Annotated in this window: 15 protein-coding genes; 6 read left to right on the top strand and 9 right to left on the bottom strand. The window is 47.4% G+C overall.

Translation table 11 applies throughout. From position 1 onward, the window contains the following. Positions 1-104: 104 nt before the first annotated feature. Entirely contained in the window at positions 105-1,085 is a 981-nt protein-coding gene (locus EXU85_RS17870; protein WP_142773388.1) for a Gfo/Idh/MocA family protein, read from the top strand. Between the two features lie 7 nt (positions 1,086-1,092). Here the strand turns inward: EXU85_RS17870 and EXU85_RS17865 are convergent, their stop codons facing one another. Together EXU85_RS17865 and EXU85_RS17860 are read right to left on the bottom strand one after the other, a co-directional pair. Beyond that, on the bottom strand, positions 1,093-1,392 hold the full coding sequence (locus EXU85_RS17865) for a DUF6169 family protein (protein WP_142773387.1): 300 nt from the start codon (positions 1,390-1,392) through the stop codon (positions 1,093-1,095). Positions 1,393-1,585: 193 nt separating this feature from the next. Beyond that, entirely contained in the window at positions 1,586-1,780 is a 195-nt protein-coding gene (locus EXU85_RS17860) for a hypothetical protein (RefSeq protein ID WP_142773386.1), read from the bottom strand. Between the two features lie 199 nt (positions 1,781-1,979). On the opposite strand from EXU85_RS17860, the gene EXU85_RS17855 reads away from it, so the two are divergent. Both EXU85_RS17855 and EXU85_RS17850 read left to right on the top strand, forming a co-directional pair. After that, on the top strand, positions 1,980-2,315 hold the full coding sequence (locus tag EXU85_RS17855) for a PadR family transcriptional regulator (protein WP_142773385.1): 336 nt from the start codon (positions 1,980-1,982) through the stop codon (positions 2,313-2,315). Next, positions 2,312-4,975, top strand: a complete 2,664-nt coding sequence (locus tag EXU85_RS17850; RefSeq protein ID WP_142773384.1) for an ABC transporter permease — start codon at positions 2,312-2,314, stop codon at positions 4,973-4,975. The genes EXU85_RS17855 and EXU85_RS17850 overlap by 4 nt, the downstream gene beginning before the upstream one ends. Positions 4,976-5,019: 44 nt before the next feature. On the opposite strand, the gene EXU85_RS17845 is transcribed toward EXU85_RS17850, so the two are convergent. The 4 genes from EXU85_RS17845 to EXU85_RS17830 form a co-directional block, all read right to left on the bottom strand. After that, positions 5,020-6,078, bottom strand: a complete 1,059-nt coding sequence (locus EXU85_RS17845) for a hypothetical protein (RefSeq protein ID WP_142773383.1) — start codon at positions 6,076-6,078, stop codon at positions 5,020-5,022. Between the two features lie 7 nt (positions 6,079-6,085). Further along, positions 6,086-6,721 (bottom strand): ATP-binding cassette domain-containing protein, encoded by a 636-nt coding sequence (locus EXU85_RS17840; protein WP_142773382.1) that lies wholly within the window; start codon positions 6,719-6,721, stop codon positions 6,086-6,088. A gap of 144 nt (positions 6,722-6,865) precedes the next feature. Further along, a complete protein-coding gene (locus EXU85_RS17835; protein WP_142773381.1) occupies positions 6,866-8,977 on the bottom strand; it encodes a TonB-dependent receptor in 2,112 nt (703 codons plus the stop codon). A gap of 188 nt (positions 8,978-9,165) precedes the next feature. Beyond that, positions 9,166-10,242, bottom strand: a complete 1,077-nt coding sequence (locus EXU85_RS17830; protein WP_246859141.1) for a major royal jelly family protein — start codon at positions 10,240-10,242, stop codon at positions 9,166-9,168. Positions 10,243-10,316: 74 nt separating this feature from the next. Here EXU85_RS17830 and EXU85_RS17825 point away from each other — a divergent pair, with 74 nt between their 5' ends. Beyond that, complete coding sequence (locus EXU85_RS17825; protein WP_142773379.1) at positions 10,317-11,669, top strand: hypothetical protein; 1,353 nt, start codon at positions 10,317-10,319, stop codon at positions 11,667-11,669. A gap of 66 nt (positions 11,670-11,735) precedes the next feature. Here EXU85_RS17825 and EXU85_RS17820 read toward each other — a convergent pair whose 3' ends face one another. Next, complete coding sequence (locus EXU85_RS17820; protein ID WP_142773378.1) at positions 11,736-12,968, bottom strand: mandelate racemase/muconate lactonizing enzyme family protein; 1,233 nt, start codon at positions 12,966-12,968, stop codon at positions 11,736-11,738. A 205-nt stretch (positions 12,969-13,173) separates the two neighbouring features. Between EXU85_RS17820 and EXU85_RS17815 the strand changes: the two genes are divergently transcribed. Both EXU85_RS17815 and EXU85_RS17810 read left to right on the top strand, forming a co-directional pair. Then, positions 13,174-14,649 carry a DEAD/DEAH box helicase gene (locus EXU85_RS17815; protein WP_142776752.1) on the top strand — a complete coding sequence of 492 codons (1,476 nt, stop codon included), beginning with the start codon at positions 13,174-13,176 and terminating at the stop codon, positions 14,647-14,649. A gap of 82 nt (positions 14,650-14,731) precedes the next feature. Next, the gene (locus tag EXU85_RS17810) at positions 14,732-15,847 is read left to right on the top strand and encodes a Gfo/Idh/MocA family protein (protein ID WP_168207813.1); all 1,116 of its coding nucleotides are present in this window, start codon (positions 14,732-14,734) and stop codon (positions 15,845-15,847) included. Between the two features lie 48 nt (positions 15,848-15,895). Here EXU85_RS17810 and EXU85_RS17805 read toward each other — a convergent pair whose 3' ends face one another. Further along, positions 15,896-16,180 carry a TIGR03643 family protein gene (locus EXU85_RS17805; RefSeq protein ID WP_142773377.1) on the bottom strand — a complete coding sequence of 95 codons (285 nt, stop codon included), beginning with the start codon at positions 16,178-16,180 and terminating at the stop codon, positions 15,896-15,898. Between the two features lie 34 nt (positions 16,181-16,214). After that, positions 16,215-16,913: an SDR family NAD(P)-dependent oxidoreductase gene (locus EXU85_RS17800; RefSeq protein WP_142773376.1), complete on the bottom strand. Its 699-nt coding sequence runs from the start codon at positions 16,911-16,913 to the stop codon at positions 16,215-16,217. Positions 16,914-16,974: the final 61 nt, after the last annotated feature.

The following is a 16,974-nucleotide window of genomic DNA, read 5'->3' as shown; positions in this document are numbered from 1 at the left end:
TTTGACAGATTTACGCAGCGGATGAATAGATTCTGCGTAAATCTGCTTTTATTTTTGAGCGTATGCGAGAAACCAATCAAGCCAGTAGCGCTCCTTGTTAGACTATGGATCAATTGAAATGGGGGATTATTGGTTGCGGAAATGTGACCGAAGTGAAAAGCGGCCCGGCTTTTACTAAAGTGCCAAATTCGAGTTTAGTGGCTGTTATGCGGAGAGATACCGAGAAAGCCGCCGATTATGCCAAACGCCACAATGTGCCTACCTGGTACGATGATGCCGATGCTCTGATCAATGATCCCAATGTCAATGCGGTTTATATTGCCACCCCTCCCGACACCCATGCCGAGTATGCTATTCGGGCGATGCGCGCTGGTAAACCGGTCTACGTAGAAAAACCGATGGCCCGAAATGCGGCCGAATGCGAAGCCATGAATCAGGTGAGCCGGGAAACCGGTATGCCATTGTTAGTCGCGTATTACCGTCGGGCGCTGCCGTATTTTCTGAAGATAAAAGAGCTGATCGATGAGAAAGTTATTGGCGACATTCGGTACGTTCGGGTTCAGTTGAATTGGCAACCCTATGACGAAGAAGTGGGTGAAAATCCAAAACCAAGATGGCGCGTAGATCCCGAAATTTCGGGGGGCGGGCATTTTCACGACCTGGCGTCGCACCAGTTCGATTACCTGGAATATGTGCTTGGCCCCATCAAAACCGCCAGCGGAATCGCCCGAAATCAGGCTGGCTTATATCAGGCCGACGACATTGTTGTGGCCAATTTTGAATTCGAATCGGGCGTTCTGGGAACTGGCACCTGGTGCTACACGGTGAATAAAGAACAGCGCATCGAAGAAACGCAGCTTATTGGTTCTAAAGGGAAAATCTCCTTTTCCTTTTTTGAGATGAAACTCATTAGGGTAGAAACGGAAGCCGGAACCGTCGAATACACCATTCCAGCCCCAGAAAACATACAACAACCTCTCATTGAGTCGATTGTGAACGAACTTCGGGGCGAAGGAAAATGCCCAAGCACGGGAGAAACCGGAGCGCACGCCAATGCTATTCTTGATCAGATTACGGCGCACTAACAGTTGATTACTTTGGGTCGTTATACCCATTGGCAACCCGCTGGAATTCGGTAATGATATCGTGAATATGTGGATTCCAGAGGCTGGTTATTAAGGTTATGTAGTAGGCATGCCCGTCATTCTTATCTTGGATCATATAATCTAAGCGAACCATATTGCCCGGATTATAGGCCTGGAACCAGCTGGCAAACTTACGCTCCCGCGACTTTTGTCGCCCATCCGATGAGTCGCAGATGTAAATGGTGATGGCTAGGCTCGTACGGGTATAAAAATCTCGGATTATGGCGGCAAGTGTTGCCGGAACCACAAGATCAAGTGAAGGAGGCTTTCCGGTAGGATTATCGATCAGATCGATTACTAATTCGTAAACATCGGTATGAAAAACCCACTACTCATTAATAATGTATGGAGTGGGTTTAAAGCGGACTAAATAGGCTATGCCAGTTGATGTTATAAACGCGTAGCTATTGTCATTACCTCCTTCAAAGCGAAAAGGATAATTAGTTAGCAGTGGATTCTTTGGTTCCATTCAATTGTCTGAGTTCAGCTATAGTTTGCTGTAAATGAGGGTCGTTCTGATACCGTTCGACTGCCGTCTTCCGCTCTTCTTCTTTTTCAGCGACCATGCGCTTGACACCCTTTAAGAACCGTTCGTACGCTTCCCGATTAGTGGTTGTTGGCTGTTGCGTTTCCATCGTCTTCTTGATTTATACCATCGAAGATACAAATTTTTCATTGGAAAAGTTGTATAGTGCTCGTTGTTGGGCAAAAAGGTGACTAACACCATTTGCTAGGGATAATCACAGTCACAAAGATATTTTACATACAAATGCTGAATTAATAATTCCATTTTACATACATTTGGAGAATTAATTAAATCAAAAGCATAATCCCATGAAGGGGAGTAACCTGGGGGAATTTGAAGAATTAGTGTTGCTAACGATAGCTGCACTTGTGAACGACGCCTATAGTGTGGCCGTTTGCGATGAACTGGAGAAACACACCGGGCGGGCTGCGAAACTGGGCGTTGTGCATGCCGTTCTGAATCGACTGGAAGAGAAGGGGTTGGTGAAAAGCCGGATGGGGGAAGCGACCAGTACCCGAGGGGGTAAGCGCAAACGCTATTACGAAGTGACACACGCGGGTAAAGTGGCGTTAACCAACGCTAAAGATGTACGGGAGTCCCTCTGGCGTATAATTCCCGGATTTAATCTGGAGGGCTCCATATGAACCGATTCGATAACCAGAACAATCGGTCAGGCGACAAATCGCAGGTAGCTCAACCGCCCCGTTGGGCGCAACACCTGATTCGGTGGTATTGTCGGCCCGACTTACTTGAAGATTTACAGGGCGATCTGAATGAATATTTTGAGCGCAACCTGAAAACCAAAGGGCCTGGACGTGCCCGGTGGATTTATTGCCTCGATGCCCTGAAGTTTTTCAGACTATACACCATTCGGAAACCTGATTTCCTCAACCTTTTTATTCACTGGATCATGATTGGCAGCTACCTCAAAACCTCCCGGCGCAGTCTGGTGCGCAACAAATTATTTTCGTTCATCAACATCTTCGGACTGGCCGTTAGCATGTCGGTGGGCTTGCTCGTTATTTCCCTGATCTCCGATTTCCTCTCGTACGATGACTTTCAACTAAAAAAAGACCGAACATACCGGGTCATTACGTCGTATCAGAACCTGGATGAGCCCGCTGTGGAATTAGCGTCTACTTCGGTAAAAGTTGGGCAGGAAATTCGGAAAACGGTAGCCGGAATAGATGAGCTAACGATTCTTCGCAATGGTTTTTCGGGCGATGCCCATGTAGGTGAAACGGTTGTACCATTCGAGGCCTATTGGGCAGATAATTCATTCTTCAAGGTATTTTCATTCCCATTACTAAAAGGAGATCCGGCTACGGCTCTCAAAGAGCCTTATTCATTGGTGTTAACCGAAAAAACGGCAAAAAAGCTGTTCGGTGATGTTGACCCGCTAGGCAAGTTCGTCCGATTTGATTCGCTGAATTATACGGTTACGGGCATTGCGAAAGATGTTCCCAAACTGTCGCACTTACGGTTTGATGCCCTTGTTTCGTTTGCTACGGCTGATGCGTTGCTAGCCAAAAAAGATCCTAATTTTCATGGCTGGGAAAACGTCTGGCAGAACTATGTCTACCTGGTTCTGCCCTCAACCAGCGATCCTGCATCGTTACAACCGACGCTCGATAAACTGAATGCGAAAGAGAATGCTGCGCTAAAAAATAGAAAGTTTACTGTGGCGCTTCAGCCGTTAAACGAAGTTGTATTAAGCAAGCGACTCGATAATTCGATTGGGCCCACCATGCGGCCAATTGCTATCTGGATTTTAGGGGGGCTTGCTTTCATTATTATCCTATCTGCCTGTTTTAATTACACCAATCTCTCCATCGCCCGCTCACTCCGACGCTCTAGGGAAGTAGGCATCCGTAAAATTATCGGTGCGATGAAAAGCCATGTACTCGGGCAGTTCATGGCCGAATCGGTGATCATTGCCCTAATGGCCCTGGTATTTTCTTTTGGCCTGTTTTTGTTCTTACGAACGCAATTCCTGGCCCTCGATCCCCACATCGGTGATCTGGTTACACTTGATCTGTCACCCCGAATCATTCTGTATTTTCTCGTTTTCGCGATGGTGGTCGGTCTTGCTGCCGGGTTTTTACCGGCCCTGTTTTTCTCCCGGATCAACGCACTCCAAGTCATAAAAGATGCGTCAACTGTAAAGGTGTTCCAGCGGATCAGTATGCGTAAAGCACTGATTGTTATTCAATATACACTCTCGTTGATTTTTATTGCCACAACCCTGATCGGCTACAATCAATACCGGGGCCTGGTTCTGTTCGACTTAGGTTTTACAACTGAAAATATTTTAAATATTCGGTTGCAGGGGAATAAAGGGGATGTATTGGCCAAAGAGCTATCGGAAATTCCGGCTGTTCGTGAAATTTCTCAATCCATGATGATTACCAGTCTGGGCAGTATTCATGGAACAAACATGAAATATACCGACCCTCGCGACTCGGCAATGGTATGGCTCAACCAGGTTGATGAGCATTATTTGCCCGTACATAATCATAAGCTGGTCGCTGGTAAAAACTTTACGTTACGCCCAAAGAAAGGAGAAGAAAGCGAAGCCATCGTGAATGAACAAGTGCTGAAACGGTTCAACATTGCCAAACGAGATCCTGAAAAAGCGCTGGGCAACGTGGTGACTGTCGATGGGAAGAAGCTCACCATCGTGGGCGTACTAAAGGATTTTCATTATGGAACAATGGATAAGAAGATTGAACCTGTCATGTTCCGGTATTCGGCCGACGAGCCCTGGGGATACCTAAACGTCAAGATCGCATCGACCGATTTGCCTGCTACCATGGCGAGTATCGACAAGGCATGGCGGAAGCTTGATAAAGTTCACCCGCTGGAGGCCAAATTTTATGATGATCAGATTGAAGAGGCTTATAGCCAGTTCTCGGTCATGGTGAAGGTGATCGGCTTCATTGCGTTCCTGGCCATCTGCATTGCTTCTCTGGGTCTATTTGGGATGGTGGTATTCACTACCGAAACTCGTTTAAAGGAAATTAGTATTCGTAAAGTATTGGGAGCCACCGAAGGGGGACTGGTTTTTTTGCTGAGTAGAGGGTTTTTAGGGCTACTTCTGGTCGCTAGCTTAGTTGCCCTTCCGGCTACTTACTTCTTCTTCGACAAAGTTGTTCTAACCAATTTCGCCTACCACCAGCCCATCGGCCTGAGTGAATTGGTAATCGGTATTGGGCTGGTAATGCTTCTTGCTTTCTTGATGATTGGCTCCCAAACGTTAAAAGCAGCCCGGAATAATCCCGCCAAGGTGTTGAAGAGCGAGTAGGAAGATAGCGCGAACGAACCGGGCCGCCGATGCAGACGTTCGCGCTATCTAACCGACCGATACCAAGCCCCAACGGCGCCTAGCCAGCCTAATACCAGCCACACGCCAACGGGTACGCCAAACATGATCGCCAGCAAGCCACCAATAAACGTGGCTAAAATGCCCGACAGCCAGCGGTCGGGTTCAATCGTGCGGCCGTAAGCAAGACTGTGCAGGAGTAACAACGCACCCCAGCCCGTCAGCCAGAGCCAGATGACGTAATCGAGCCGGATTTCGGTTGGGCAGTTGCGAACTAAAATCAGGAGTTCGGGGAGCCAGATCAGGCCATAGGTGAGTACGTACCGACCGAATCGCTGTAGCCAGGACAGAGGCAGGTTTTGCAGAAAAAGCAAATACTTCTGCTCGAACGCGCTGACCTGTCCGCCCACTTGCGAATGGCCTAATACGGCCAATAACAAACCGATGAGGAGCAATCGTTGGTCGTAATCGTCGGTTGGGTAGAGTCGGCAAACGCCAGCCAGTAAAAGCCCCGAAAAGGCTTTTGTTAGCACGAGCGAGAGTGGTTCGTGCCGCAGCCAGTAAGTTGGAAAGAAGAGTTCGTACGGGAGTTGAAAGTTGAGATGCGGTAACCGGAGTGAATCGGGGCTGGGGTGACGGAGTCGATAGTCGGCCAGAGCGGCACCAGTACCAATCAGGATCAGGATAATGAGAACAATTGCACTTAATGAATCCCAGCGTTGGTAATGAACACCTAACTGCACCATCCAGCCCGCATAGGCAATAATGGGAAACAATAAACCCGTTTGAATCGTCAGCCACAACGCCCAACGCCTGGGTGTTGGTATGAGCCAGAATGTTTGCATAAACAGGTGTTCTGGAGCCGTTAACTCCTGCCAGATAAATGAAATCGTTTTCAGGAGGTACAGGAACCACAAAACGAACACAATGGCCAGAAAGAATGGTGAGCCAAGGGCGGCTGTGATCAAGGCCTTGTGTTCGACAGCACTCAGAAAACCAAACGCTAACAGAATGATTACCAGGAATGTGCCCGCGTTTTTGGCGTAGAAGGGGCCAATGAAAACCCGATTGAGAACGGTCAGCATGGCAGGATTAAGTTGTGGGTGTAATAATCCCGGCGCTTACCTGCCAAATACTGGTGATGGGCAAGCCAGTCAGACTGACATCCTGGTGGGAAGTTAGCAGAAACGACACTCCCTCGTTCGTATGGAGTTGACGGATATACTCGAATAATTTCTCGGCTGTAGCTACGTCTAAGGTCGTAAGTGGTTCGTCCAGTAACACTAGTTGGGGAGCTCCAAGTAGTGCCAGAAGAAGGGATAGCTTCTTGAGCATGCCGCTCGAAAACTGGCCAGTTGGTTTCGTCCAGAACGCATCGACCCCCAGTAAGCCAGCGAGTGTATCGACTTGCCCCCCAGGCGATTGCTTGGCGGTACTGACAAAGCCGACCAGATCGCGGGCGGTCAGGAAAGACGGAAACAGAGGCTCGGCTTCGGCATAGTTGACCCGCATTCGGTACGCCACCGGATCGCGACTGATTTCGTACTTTCCATCCAATACAATCTCGCCTGAGAACGGAAGTAGGCCCGCTACGGTACGGAAAAGGGTGGTTTTGCCAGACCCATTGCCACCCCGAAAATAATGAAAGCCAGTGGGCAACTGGAGTTCCGGCACAGTCAGGGCAATATGCCCATTATAGGCTTTGGTGAGGTTGGAGACGGTGAGCAACTTTTTGATTAATGTAGAATGGATAATGGATAATGGATAATGGATAATAGATAATGTGGAATGGCAAGTTAAGTGGTAGGGACAATCCTATAATTACCACCCATCATTTTTCATTGTGCATTTTTCATTCTACATTATTTTTCTTCACCATTTCACACTTAACCGCACACCGCCCATGCCATTCCGGCCGGGAGCTGCATTGTAATATCGATTACCAACGGCGTTCAGGTCATAGCCTAATGAGTAGCTTCGGTCGAGTAAATTGTCTCCACTCGCATATACATCAATCATCCAGTGCTGGCCCAGATTTCGCCGAAAACCCAGGGTCGCCTGTAATAATTGGGTTGGGTTCGACAAGGCCGTATTGGCGTCGTTGAGCGCAAATTCCAGCAGAAACTGATAGGTTAAGTGGGCGTAAAAACCCGATTTAGTCTCGGCATCGATACCGGTTATGTTTGTGGTGGGAGCCACGCCCGGAATTCGATTGTTTGATAAATCGACGGTGCCTTGTTGATAATCACGATACCGGTAATTCGTGAGTGTCATACTATTCCATAAACGCAGAAGGGAAAATGCGGATGGGCTGGAGAATGCCGAAGGAAGAACGAAATCGTAGGCGAGTTGCGCTTCTAAACCCGGCTGATCAGTCCGGCCAGCGTTGACAAAATAATCGGCTCCGGCAGCATCCGACCGACGAACAATGGTTTCGCGCAGTTGCAATTTATACAGCGCGACATCGAAACGCAATCGGCTATTGAAGGCCGACCCCCGCACGCCCACTTCATAACTGGTACCCCGTTCCGCATTGAGTGTTGTACTGAAACCACCCGCCGATGGATGTACCTCCTGACTCGATGGGGCCGAATAACCGGTACTGATACTTACAAAAGCCGAAATAGTTGGCCCAAACGTACGCAGTAGGGCTATTCGAGGTAACCAGACGGGGTCAAAATTGCGCGTGATCAGCGCGGTCGGTAATCCATTGGCCCGAACCTTGAACCGGGTAAAATCGTACTGAACGTCATTACGGCTCAGGCCCGCTGTCAGACGAAAGTGGCCTGGTAATTCGGTTTCGGCCTGAGCGAAAATGGTGGTTTGCCGCGAAATTAGCTCTTCGTCCGTCTGGATCGTATCGGACACCCCGGCCCGATTGCCAAAATTTCGATCGACGGTAAAGTTGCGCAGGAACTCTCCGCCCACCGTAACGACCGTTGGTAACGGACTATTGGGGAAACGAATCTGCGTAACTGTTCGACCGCCAATGCCCTGATCCGTTCGTTTCTCGTAGTTTGTGATAAACGGATTGGCAAAGTCGGTGGTAGAGCCAAAGATGACCGTTGTGTTCTGAATGCGGTCGCTCCATTTATATTCGTGCGACAAACCGAAATAGCCTACTTTCTGATAAATGCCAGCGTTTTGAGCTGCACTACTAGGGAGCGTTGCCGTGGCCGGACGGGAAGCGCGCGGATTGGCCAGAAACTGCGCTTCGGTCAGGCCACCGGGCGTTTGGTAGTGTAAATCGGAATATAAAGCCAGTACTGAAACTGTTCGTTTCGGACTAACATTGAACGACCCGATTAAGCTGAGATTGTCGCGTACAATGGCACTTTGATCGCGATATCCATCCGATTGTAAGTGATTATAGTTGAGTGATATGGCCGAATTATTTTTGCCGGTTTGCAGCGCTATGCCATTGCCATACAGTCCATAGGAACCACCTAACGCAGATACTTCAACGCTGCTCTTTCCCGCTGGAACGGCCAGCCCGCTAAACAGAATAGTGCCGCCCGTTCCGGCTCCGTATAAACTACCCGACGGGCCTTTAATAACCTCAATTCGCCCCAGTGCCCGAACGTCTAACGCATTTAAGGGCGTGTTGCCTCCTGCGTCAGTTAGTGGCAGTTCATTCCAGTATGTTTTGATATTTCGAACCCCAAACGGCGACCGGATGGCACTTCCTCGAATCGCCAGCCGGTAACTCCCCGGCGAGCGTTCATCGGCCCGTACACCCGGTATCGTGTTGAGTGCAGGCACAAGTGTAGGTATACCAAAACGCTGGTTCAAATCCCGGCGCGTGAGGAGCCCTACTGATGCAGGCGTTTCCAGCAATCGCCGGTTAGTTGCATAGCCCCGAACAACAACTTCATTGAGTTGAAGCGTGTCATCTAACGCTGATGGCGTTGGGGTTTGTGCAAGTAGAATTGATGGGAAAAGAAGGCCAGTAACTAAAGTTAATGGAAGGAAACGTTTGAGCATATTGCTACGGGATTTGTAGCGTAAAAGTACAACGTAAGCAGCGAATGAATGCAGAGAATTTGTCATTCCGACCTTGGGAGGAATCTCAAGCTTGACTGATACGAATCTTGAGATTCCTCCCAAGGTCGGAATGACAAATTCACAGACCTTTTTAGATTTTTTAAGTCAAAATTAGGGGGCCTTTTAAATCACGGCAACTTTACCCGATACAACCGAAATGGATAGTCGACTTTGTCTTCCCCATTATTATATCGTTTCCCGCGGTGTAGTTGCGCGGCTGTCACGTATAAATAACCATCGGTACCAATGCCAAAACTGTCGGGCCAGAGCAGTCGGTTATCCTGAATGAGGACGTTTAACTGGCGATCAGGCGTAAAATAACGTATGGCTTTATCAGGCGAATCTGTCAGGTAGATGTTTCCGACTTTATCTGCCAGCATACCATGAGAAACGCCGGTTTCACCCATTATTTCAACGTGAGAGGCTAACTCAGTAGAAGATAATGTTGGATTTGATAGATAAGTAGTGGCTATCCGAAACAGCTTTGTCTGGGTAATTGGTCTGAAATAGAGGTATTTGTAGTCGTGTGTCAGGGCAATGCCGTTGACGTTGCTTCGGAAAGGATTTCCTTTTGTGTCGCGCACCTCTTTTCCATCGATGGTAAGTACAAAATTCGGGTCAGCTTTTGTCGATTTATCGTTTTCTAGTACAGATCTGCTTTTCCCTGTTTTCAGGTCCAATACCACAATGGCTGCTCGTCCAGGGTCCGACAAATACGCAATCTGTTGTTTTGAATCAACCTGCACATCGTTCAGGCCGGTTCGCTCGCGGGGTAAATCTTCAAAGCGATAAATTTTCTTGACCTTGTTGGTAGCGAGATTGATTTTCACAAGTTTAATGCCTTCTGGAATCGCTTTCTGCCCAGCTGGACTAGCGGGGTCGAGTACCCAAAGCGTATTGGTCTGGTCAACGAAAAGTGCCTGCACATTGATAAATCGACTTTGGGCTTTCAGCGAATCCCACTGATTCCATTCGGCATTCGGATATGGGCGTCGTTCACCCTTGACGATTTCTGCCAGGCCGTAATCGTAGTTGTCCGGATTTTTTGGAAACGTAACGAAAATGCGATTGGTCTGGGAAACGCCTAAACCAATGGGCTGGTACTTGCCAAACGCAGCCACCGTTTCCAGCTTGGGTAATTGTTGTGATCTCGCAATTGTAATTGAGACAACCATGGCAAATATAATACCCAGTATCTCATTCATTTCTGTGAATTTGAATCTATTAATCATAGAATCTCCTTAAAGTGTATATATTTGGAGTGACATAACACTAATATATGAAATCAATTTTAAGTTTAATTTTCATTGCTTTCCAACTTATTTTTTCGATTTTAATTGTCCCATGCAAAGCGAATCCATATCGGGAAGGATACATAGTTAACAACCAAAGTGATACACTGTATGGCCTTATCGACTATAAATTCACGAAGACTCAGCAGCAGTGCTTTTTCAAAAAACAGATAAGTAGTGAACCAAAAGTTATCTATCCAGACGATGTAAAATCCTTTACAATCAATAATGATAAAACGTATTATGTAATAGATATGCCTCTATCAGAGGGCAAGAAAAAAGTATTTGCTGAATTGCTGATTTCAGGGAAGGCTACATTGTATAAATATAGCAATATATTTTTTGCTCAAAAAGATACTTCGGCTATTATTCCTTTACTAATTGTACAACAAGAGAGCTATAAAGACGGACAACATTATTCTATTACTGATAAAAAATACTACAATGATCTGAAATATTATTTAATGGCTGATTGTGGCAATATTGATAGCCTACTTCTTGGTAATTCTTTGCGGCAGGATATATTAATAAAGTTGTTTGAGTCTTATAACCGTTGTGTAGGATCAACGTCATACATACCGCAAAAACACCTGCCCTGGTTGCAGATTGAGCGTTATTTATATATTGGTGGGAGTACAAATTTTATTAAATTTTCAAATTTGGAAGAACGTTATGATTATTTAGTAAAGCAGAATTACAACTTCTCAATATCTCCAACTATAGGTGTGCAGTTTTTTGTAAGGTACCCAAGGCTCAATAAAAAAATTGGTTTTCAAACCGGCCTTTTTATGGAATACCAAAACTTTAATGGTAAGTACACCAGCAATCGGTTGAATTCTGGAGATTATCCTGATAGATATAGTTTTATATCCTATATCCCTACGTCAGAAGTTATAAAATATTTTCCAGTATTTCCGCGTGTTCAATACTATTACACGTATAAAAGCGAGGTAAATATTCGGTATTGGCATTTTAAAATTCCAGTACTATTTCGTGTTCAGGCACCAGACTCAAAAACTACAGGCTATTATGGAACTGCTGGGTTAAATGCAAACATAAATATATACAGTAAAAATCAGGCTGACTATATGTTGCAGGTAGAAAATGCATCTACCGGAACTTATTCAACAGCAGCCTTTATTCCCAGGTTAATAACGGTAAGTCTCTCTGGCTCTGCCGGCGTGCAACGAATGCTTGCACATAAGCATAAAATAGTTGCTGAAGTAAAAATAGAACAAAGTTTATCAGGCCCTTGGGCAAAAAGTAATGCTGTTCAGGAATATGTAGATAATAAATCGTCAATGCTTTCAGCAGGAATACTGGTAGGTTATAGCTTCTGAAAAGCTACGTTGTCCGTTCCTCCACCAGTCAATCCGAATTGGAACCCGCCTGATTCTGGAAACTTGTCAACCAATCCGCTCCGCTGATTTCCAGATTTTGTCGTCGTAGTCGATCCCCAGCCCTGGCGTATTGGGTATATGCATGGTGCCATTCTGGACATGAATCGCTGGTTCGTACCAGGTAGGGGCTTTGCTGTTTAGTTCATAAACAGTCTCCTGTAGGCCATATAAATTTGGGCAAACTGCCGCTAAATGCCAGAATGGAGCAATGAGTGGATCCGCTTTGGGGGTGTGAGGAGCTATGTGTTTGCCAAAGCTTCGGGCTATTTCTGCCACCTGCAACCCGCGAAGGATGCCACCATTATAATAGACATCGGCTTGCAGCAAATCATACACATCCGTTCGGGCCAATCGCTCGAATCGGTACAAACTCGTATCCTGCTCACCGCCAGCCATCACCAGTTTTGTTAGGGCTTTATTAACCCGACGGATACCGTCTTCGTCTTCAAAGTTGCAGGGTTCCTCAAAAATTGCGACTCCATTATCTTCCAGCATGCGCCCAATCTGAATACCTTCTTCGGGTGTGTATGATCCGTTGGCATCGGCGTATATGGTGATGCTGTCGCCTAATTTCTTTCGGACTAAGGGGACAAATGCCCGCGTTCGGTGCTCGTCCTCGGGTGTGTTACGCATGCGTCCACCAACCTTAATTTTTACCCCTTTGGCACCCGTAGCAGCCAGTTTCTGAGCTAATCGATCCACAACTACCTCCGCTGAATCAGTGCCGCGGTCGAAATCGGAAATATAGACACCGTATTGCGTTCGGATGGGTTTTCCGAGTAATTCATACACGGGTTTTCTGGCTATTCGACCCAACAAATCCCAGACGGCTATTTCGACCGAGCCGATACTGTTCCAGAGCGGCATACCGGCATATTTGTAATTCGAATTGAGTCGATACGCATTGTCGACCAACTCCGGTAGGTCGCGGGCATCTTTCCCCACAAAATGCTCGATAACAAGACCTTTTAGTAATGAGGATAGATTTTGCATCCGATCGTTACACTGCGTGATGCCCCGGGTTCCATTTTGGGCTGTTACCACCAGCATCAATTGTTGTTGCGTCTTTAACAACTCTACTGACCGAATAAGCACGGAGTCGGGAATCGCCTTACGCAAATCGGGAAGTTTCCAGTTGGGTAAATCAGTAATAGATGTCAGGGTTTCCGCTAAGCGATTGGTATTAGTGAGCAGGCTACTGCCTGCCAGGGTGTTTTGGAGAAACTGTCGGCGGTGCATACGGTTGAGTCGAGGAGGTAATTGGGAAAGGACGCTTCAGAACGCGCTTACTGGCTAAATCTTGATTTTTCGTTATATTTGTTTCAAATCAAGCGGTTTGCTGACCGGGAAGTTAAGGTCAGCTGTGTTTCACCATCATTCAGCTGTTACCTTGACATTTCAGGAATTCAATCTCCACGACGACCTGCTGGCCGGCGTGGACGCCATGAACTACTTAAAGGCCACGCCCATTCAGGAGCTGGCTATTCCCAAAATTCTCGAAGGACGTGATCTCATTGCCAGCGCCCAGACCGGAACCGGAAAAACGGCGGCTTACCTTATCCCGCTTCTCGATAAAATCTCCCATGCTAATCACGACCATACCAGTACACTCATTCTGGTGCCTACGCGTGAACTCGCCAAGCAGATCGACGAGCAGGTTGAGGGCTTCGGTTATTTTGTGAATGCCAACAGCATCGCTATTTATGGTGGTGGCAAAGGCGATGATTGGGACAAGCAGCGGAAGGCGCTCGAAACCGGGGCTGATATCATCATTGCCACCCCTGGCCGACTCATTGCACACATTCAGCTTGGCTATGTTAAGTTCGATAAGATTGACTATCTGGTGCTCGATGAAGCCGATAAAATGCTCGATATGGGCTTCTCGGACGATATCATGAACATCGTTGAGAAAATTCCGTTGAAGCGGCAGACGTTGCTGTTCTCGGCAACAATGCCGAATAAAATCCGGGAGTTTTCGAAAAAGATACTGACTGATCCCGAAGAAATCCGACTGGCTGTGTCCAAGCCAGCTGCTGGTATCGACCAGCAGTTTTATCTAGCCTTCGACAATCAGAAACTGCCTTTACTGGCCCATCTAATTAAAACCAGCACCAAGCCAGTACTGAGTATGGTATTGTTTACGTCTCGAAAATCAGAAGTAAATGGTATTGTACGGGCGTTGAGTAAACTGGGGTATGATGCACGTGGCATCAGTTCTGATCTGGAACAGGACGACCGAGAAGTGGTCCTCCGCGATTTCAAAAACAAAGCATTTCCGATTCTGGTGGCTACCGACGTGCTGTCGCGCGGTATCGATATTGACAATCTGACCCACGTAGTTAACTACGACATTCCGCGCGATGCCGAGGATTATGTTCACCGAATTGGTCGTACGGCGCGGGCTGCTACCACCGGAACCGCTATTACGTTTATCAGCGATCAGGATCAGAACCGTATCGTAAATATCGAGCGACTAATTGAGCGTGAGGTTGATAAACAGTCGATTACTGAAGCATTAGAGATGGGCAAATCGCCCGTTTTTGATCCGAAACGGTTTAGTGGGTTGCGCGGCAAAGGTGGCCCTCGGGGAACTAGTAGTTCGGGTCGTGGCGGTCGGGATGGACGCCGAAGCGATGGTCGCCAGCGGAGCGAAGGAAATAAACCAGCTTCGGGCGAGCGACGTGAAGGTCGTCGTGATCAATCGGCTGATGCGGAACGGAAGCCCCGCCCGGAAATAACAGCACCCGTGGCTGAAGGGCCAGTGTCTGGGACAGCTGACGGTGTTGTGCAGTCTCGTCCGGTGAATGCCGATGGAGCGGTAAAAGCCAAACGCCGGAAAAAACGTCGGAAAGGCCCAAAAGGAGAGGGCCGGCCTACTGATTCCAATCAATCATCCGTTCCGGTACCCGTTGAGGAGTAGACGTTACTAAATCTTTATTAGACAGCCTGATCGTTGCAACGGGCTGTCATTTTTAGTATCTATTAGTTGAAAACGGAATCTCATGTCCCAACAGATCTCACGCCGAACGTCTCTTCAAACTCTGTCGCTGGCCGCTGGCGGATTGCTAGCAAGGCCTCTTGATTTGTTTGCCAATCAGCAAGATGCACCAAAAAAGGTAGGTATTGCGCTGGTGGGCCTGGGGAATTACGCCACCAATCAACTGGCTCCGGCACTGCTCGAAACCCAGAATTGTTATCTGGCAGGCATTGTAACAGGATCGCCGGATAAAGCTAAAACCTGGGCAGAGAAGTATTCGATCCCAGCCAAGAACATCTACAATTACCAAACGTTCGACCAGATTCGGAATAACCCCGACATTGATATTATCTATGTTGTGCTTCCCAATTTCATGCATGCCGAATACACCATCCGGGCAGCTCAGGCGGGAAAACATGTGATTTGTGAAAAACCGATGGCCATGAACGCAACCGAAGCCCGGCAGATGATCACGGCTTGCGAAAAAGCGGGTGTACAGCTATCTGTAGGCTATCGACTGTATTTTGAGCCGCATCATCTGGAGATGCGCCGGTTAGCCGCCGAGAACACGTTTGGGCATGTAAAAGTCGTTGAATCGGGGTTAGGATTCACCGTTCCGGGACCAAACTCCTGGCGCCTGGACAAGAAAATTGGTGGGGGAGGTGCCATCATGGATTTAGGGATTTATGCCATTCAGGGTGCCCGTCGAACGCTGAATCTGGACCCGATCAGCGTGACAGCCCAGGCATTTACGTTTGATAAAGAACATTTTAAAGACATTCACGAAACGGTCTTCTGGCAGTTCGAATTTCCGGGCGGCACCGTAGCGCATTGCAGTACGACCTATTCTTCCTATGTAGATCGGCTCTACGCTACCTGCGAGCGAGGCTGGTTTAAACTGGAGCCTTCCTACAACGCGACGGGCGCTCAGGGTGTTACGAGCCGGGGAATCATGGAGCTACCCTCTCCGCATTATCAGCAAATTGCCCAGATGGATGCATTCGTTCAGGCCATTCGAACGAAAACCAAACCCGAAGCATCGGGGGAGGAGGGCTGGAAAGATATGAAACTGATCGGAGCCATTTTACAAGCCGCCGAAACGGGACGAAAGATCCAACTCGATTGGGGAGAGGGAAAATGAAGTTTTTTTGTAGTACCGACCGGGACGGTCGGTACTACACGGAATAACCTACCGCTTACTGATTTTATTCAACGTAATAGCCCTTTGGCTGGTGCTGTGAAATCGCTCAATTTCAGGGTTTCGTTTTTTAAGGTGTTTCTGGCTAACGCCACTATTCACCCGTTTACGCCAAAGGTTGAAACTACTTCGTTTAAGCTCCCTGCGCATGAGCACAATGATGGCCGCTTCACTAAGCCCAAATTGACTATTGATGGCTTCAAATGGCGTCCTGTCTTCCCAGGCCATTTCAATAATTCGGTTGATATCCATTCGTTCATTGTTATTAATGGTCATTTGTTGTCATTGATGGTCATTAATGACCACCTACCTAAACTTTCAGGGTGGACATACCACCGTCGACATGGAAAATTTGCCCGGTAATCCAACCCGCCTTTTCTGAAAGTAAGAATTCAGCCATATGGGCAATATCGGAAGGCATACCTATTTTCTTCAAAGGATGACGCATTGCATTCGCTTCCCGTTTTTGATCGGTATTGATTAGTGGTGCGGCAAGGGGCGTATCGGTTAAGGATAGCGCGATGCAATTGACACGAATCTTTGGCGCAAATTCGGCCGCCAGGGCCTTGGTTAACCCTTCGATAGCCCCCTTTGAGGTAGCCACTTGTGTATGATAACTAAAACCTGTTTGAACAGCAACTGTAGAAAATAAGACAATGGACGGGTTCGCTGACTTTCGCAATTTGGGCAACACGGCCTGAATTATTTTTACAGCACCTAGTACCTGCAAGTTAAAATCCTGCGCAAAATCGGCGGGTTTAATTCGCTCGAAAGGCTTCAGGTTAATGCTGCCGGGGCAGTAGACAAGACCATCCAAAGTGTCGGGTAAAAAGTCCAGCGCAATGGTTTCATCCAGAACATTTAGATACTGATAGTCAATGGAATCAGTATCTGAATCGACTTTGTTCTTGTAATAGGTTGCATATACCTGTTGGCCTGAATGAGCGAGTTGTTCTGCTAGTTTCTGACCAATTCCTGACGAGGCACCAATTAGTAAATGAGTTGGCATGTTTTATCGTAGCAAATTGTGGTTTCCTGACCAATAGTTTGTCAAACGATATTGTTTTATT

Origin of the sequence: Spirosoma sp. KCTC 42546 (genome assembly GCF_006965485.1) — a bacterium.
Taxonomy (GTDB): domain Bacteria; phylum Bacteroidota; class Bacteroidia; order Cytophagales; family Spirosomataceae; genus Spirosoma.
Note: the sequence above shows the minus strand (reverse complement) of the source record. Positions and strands in the feature narration are given on the sequence as shown.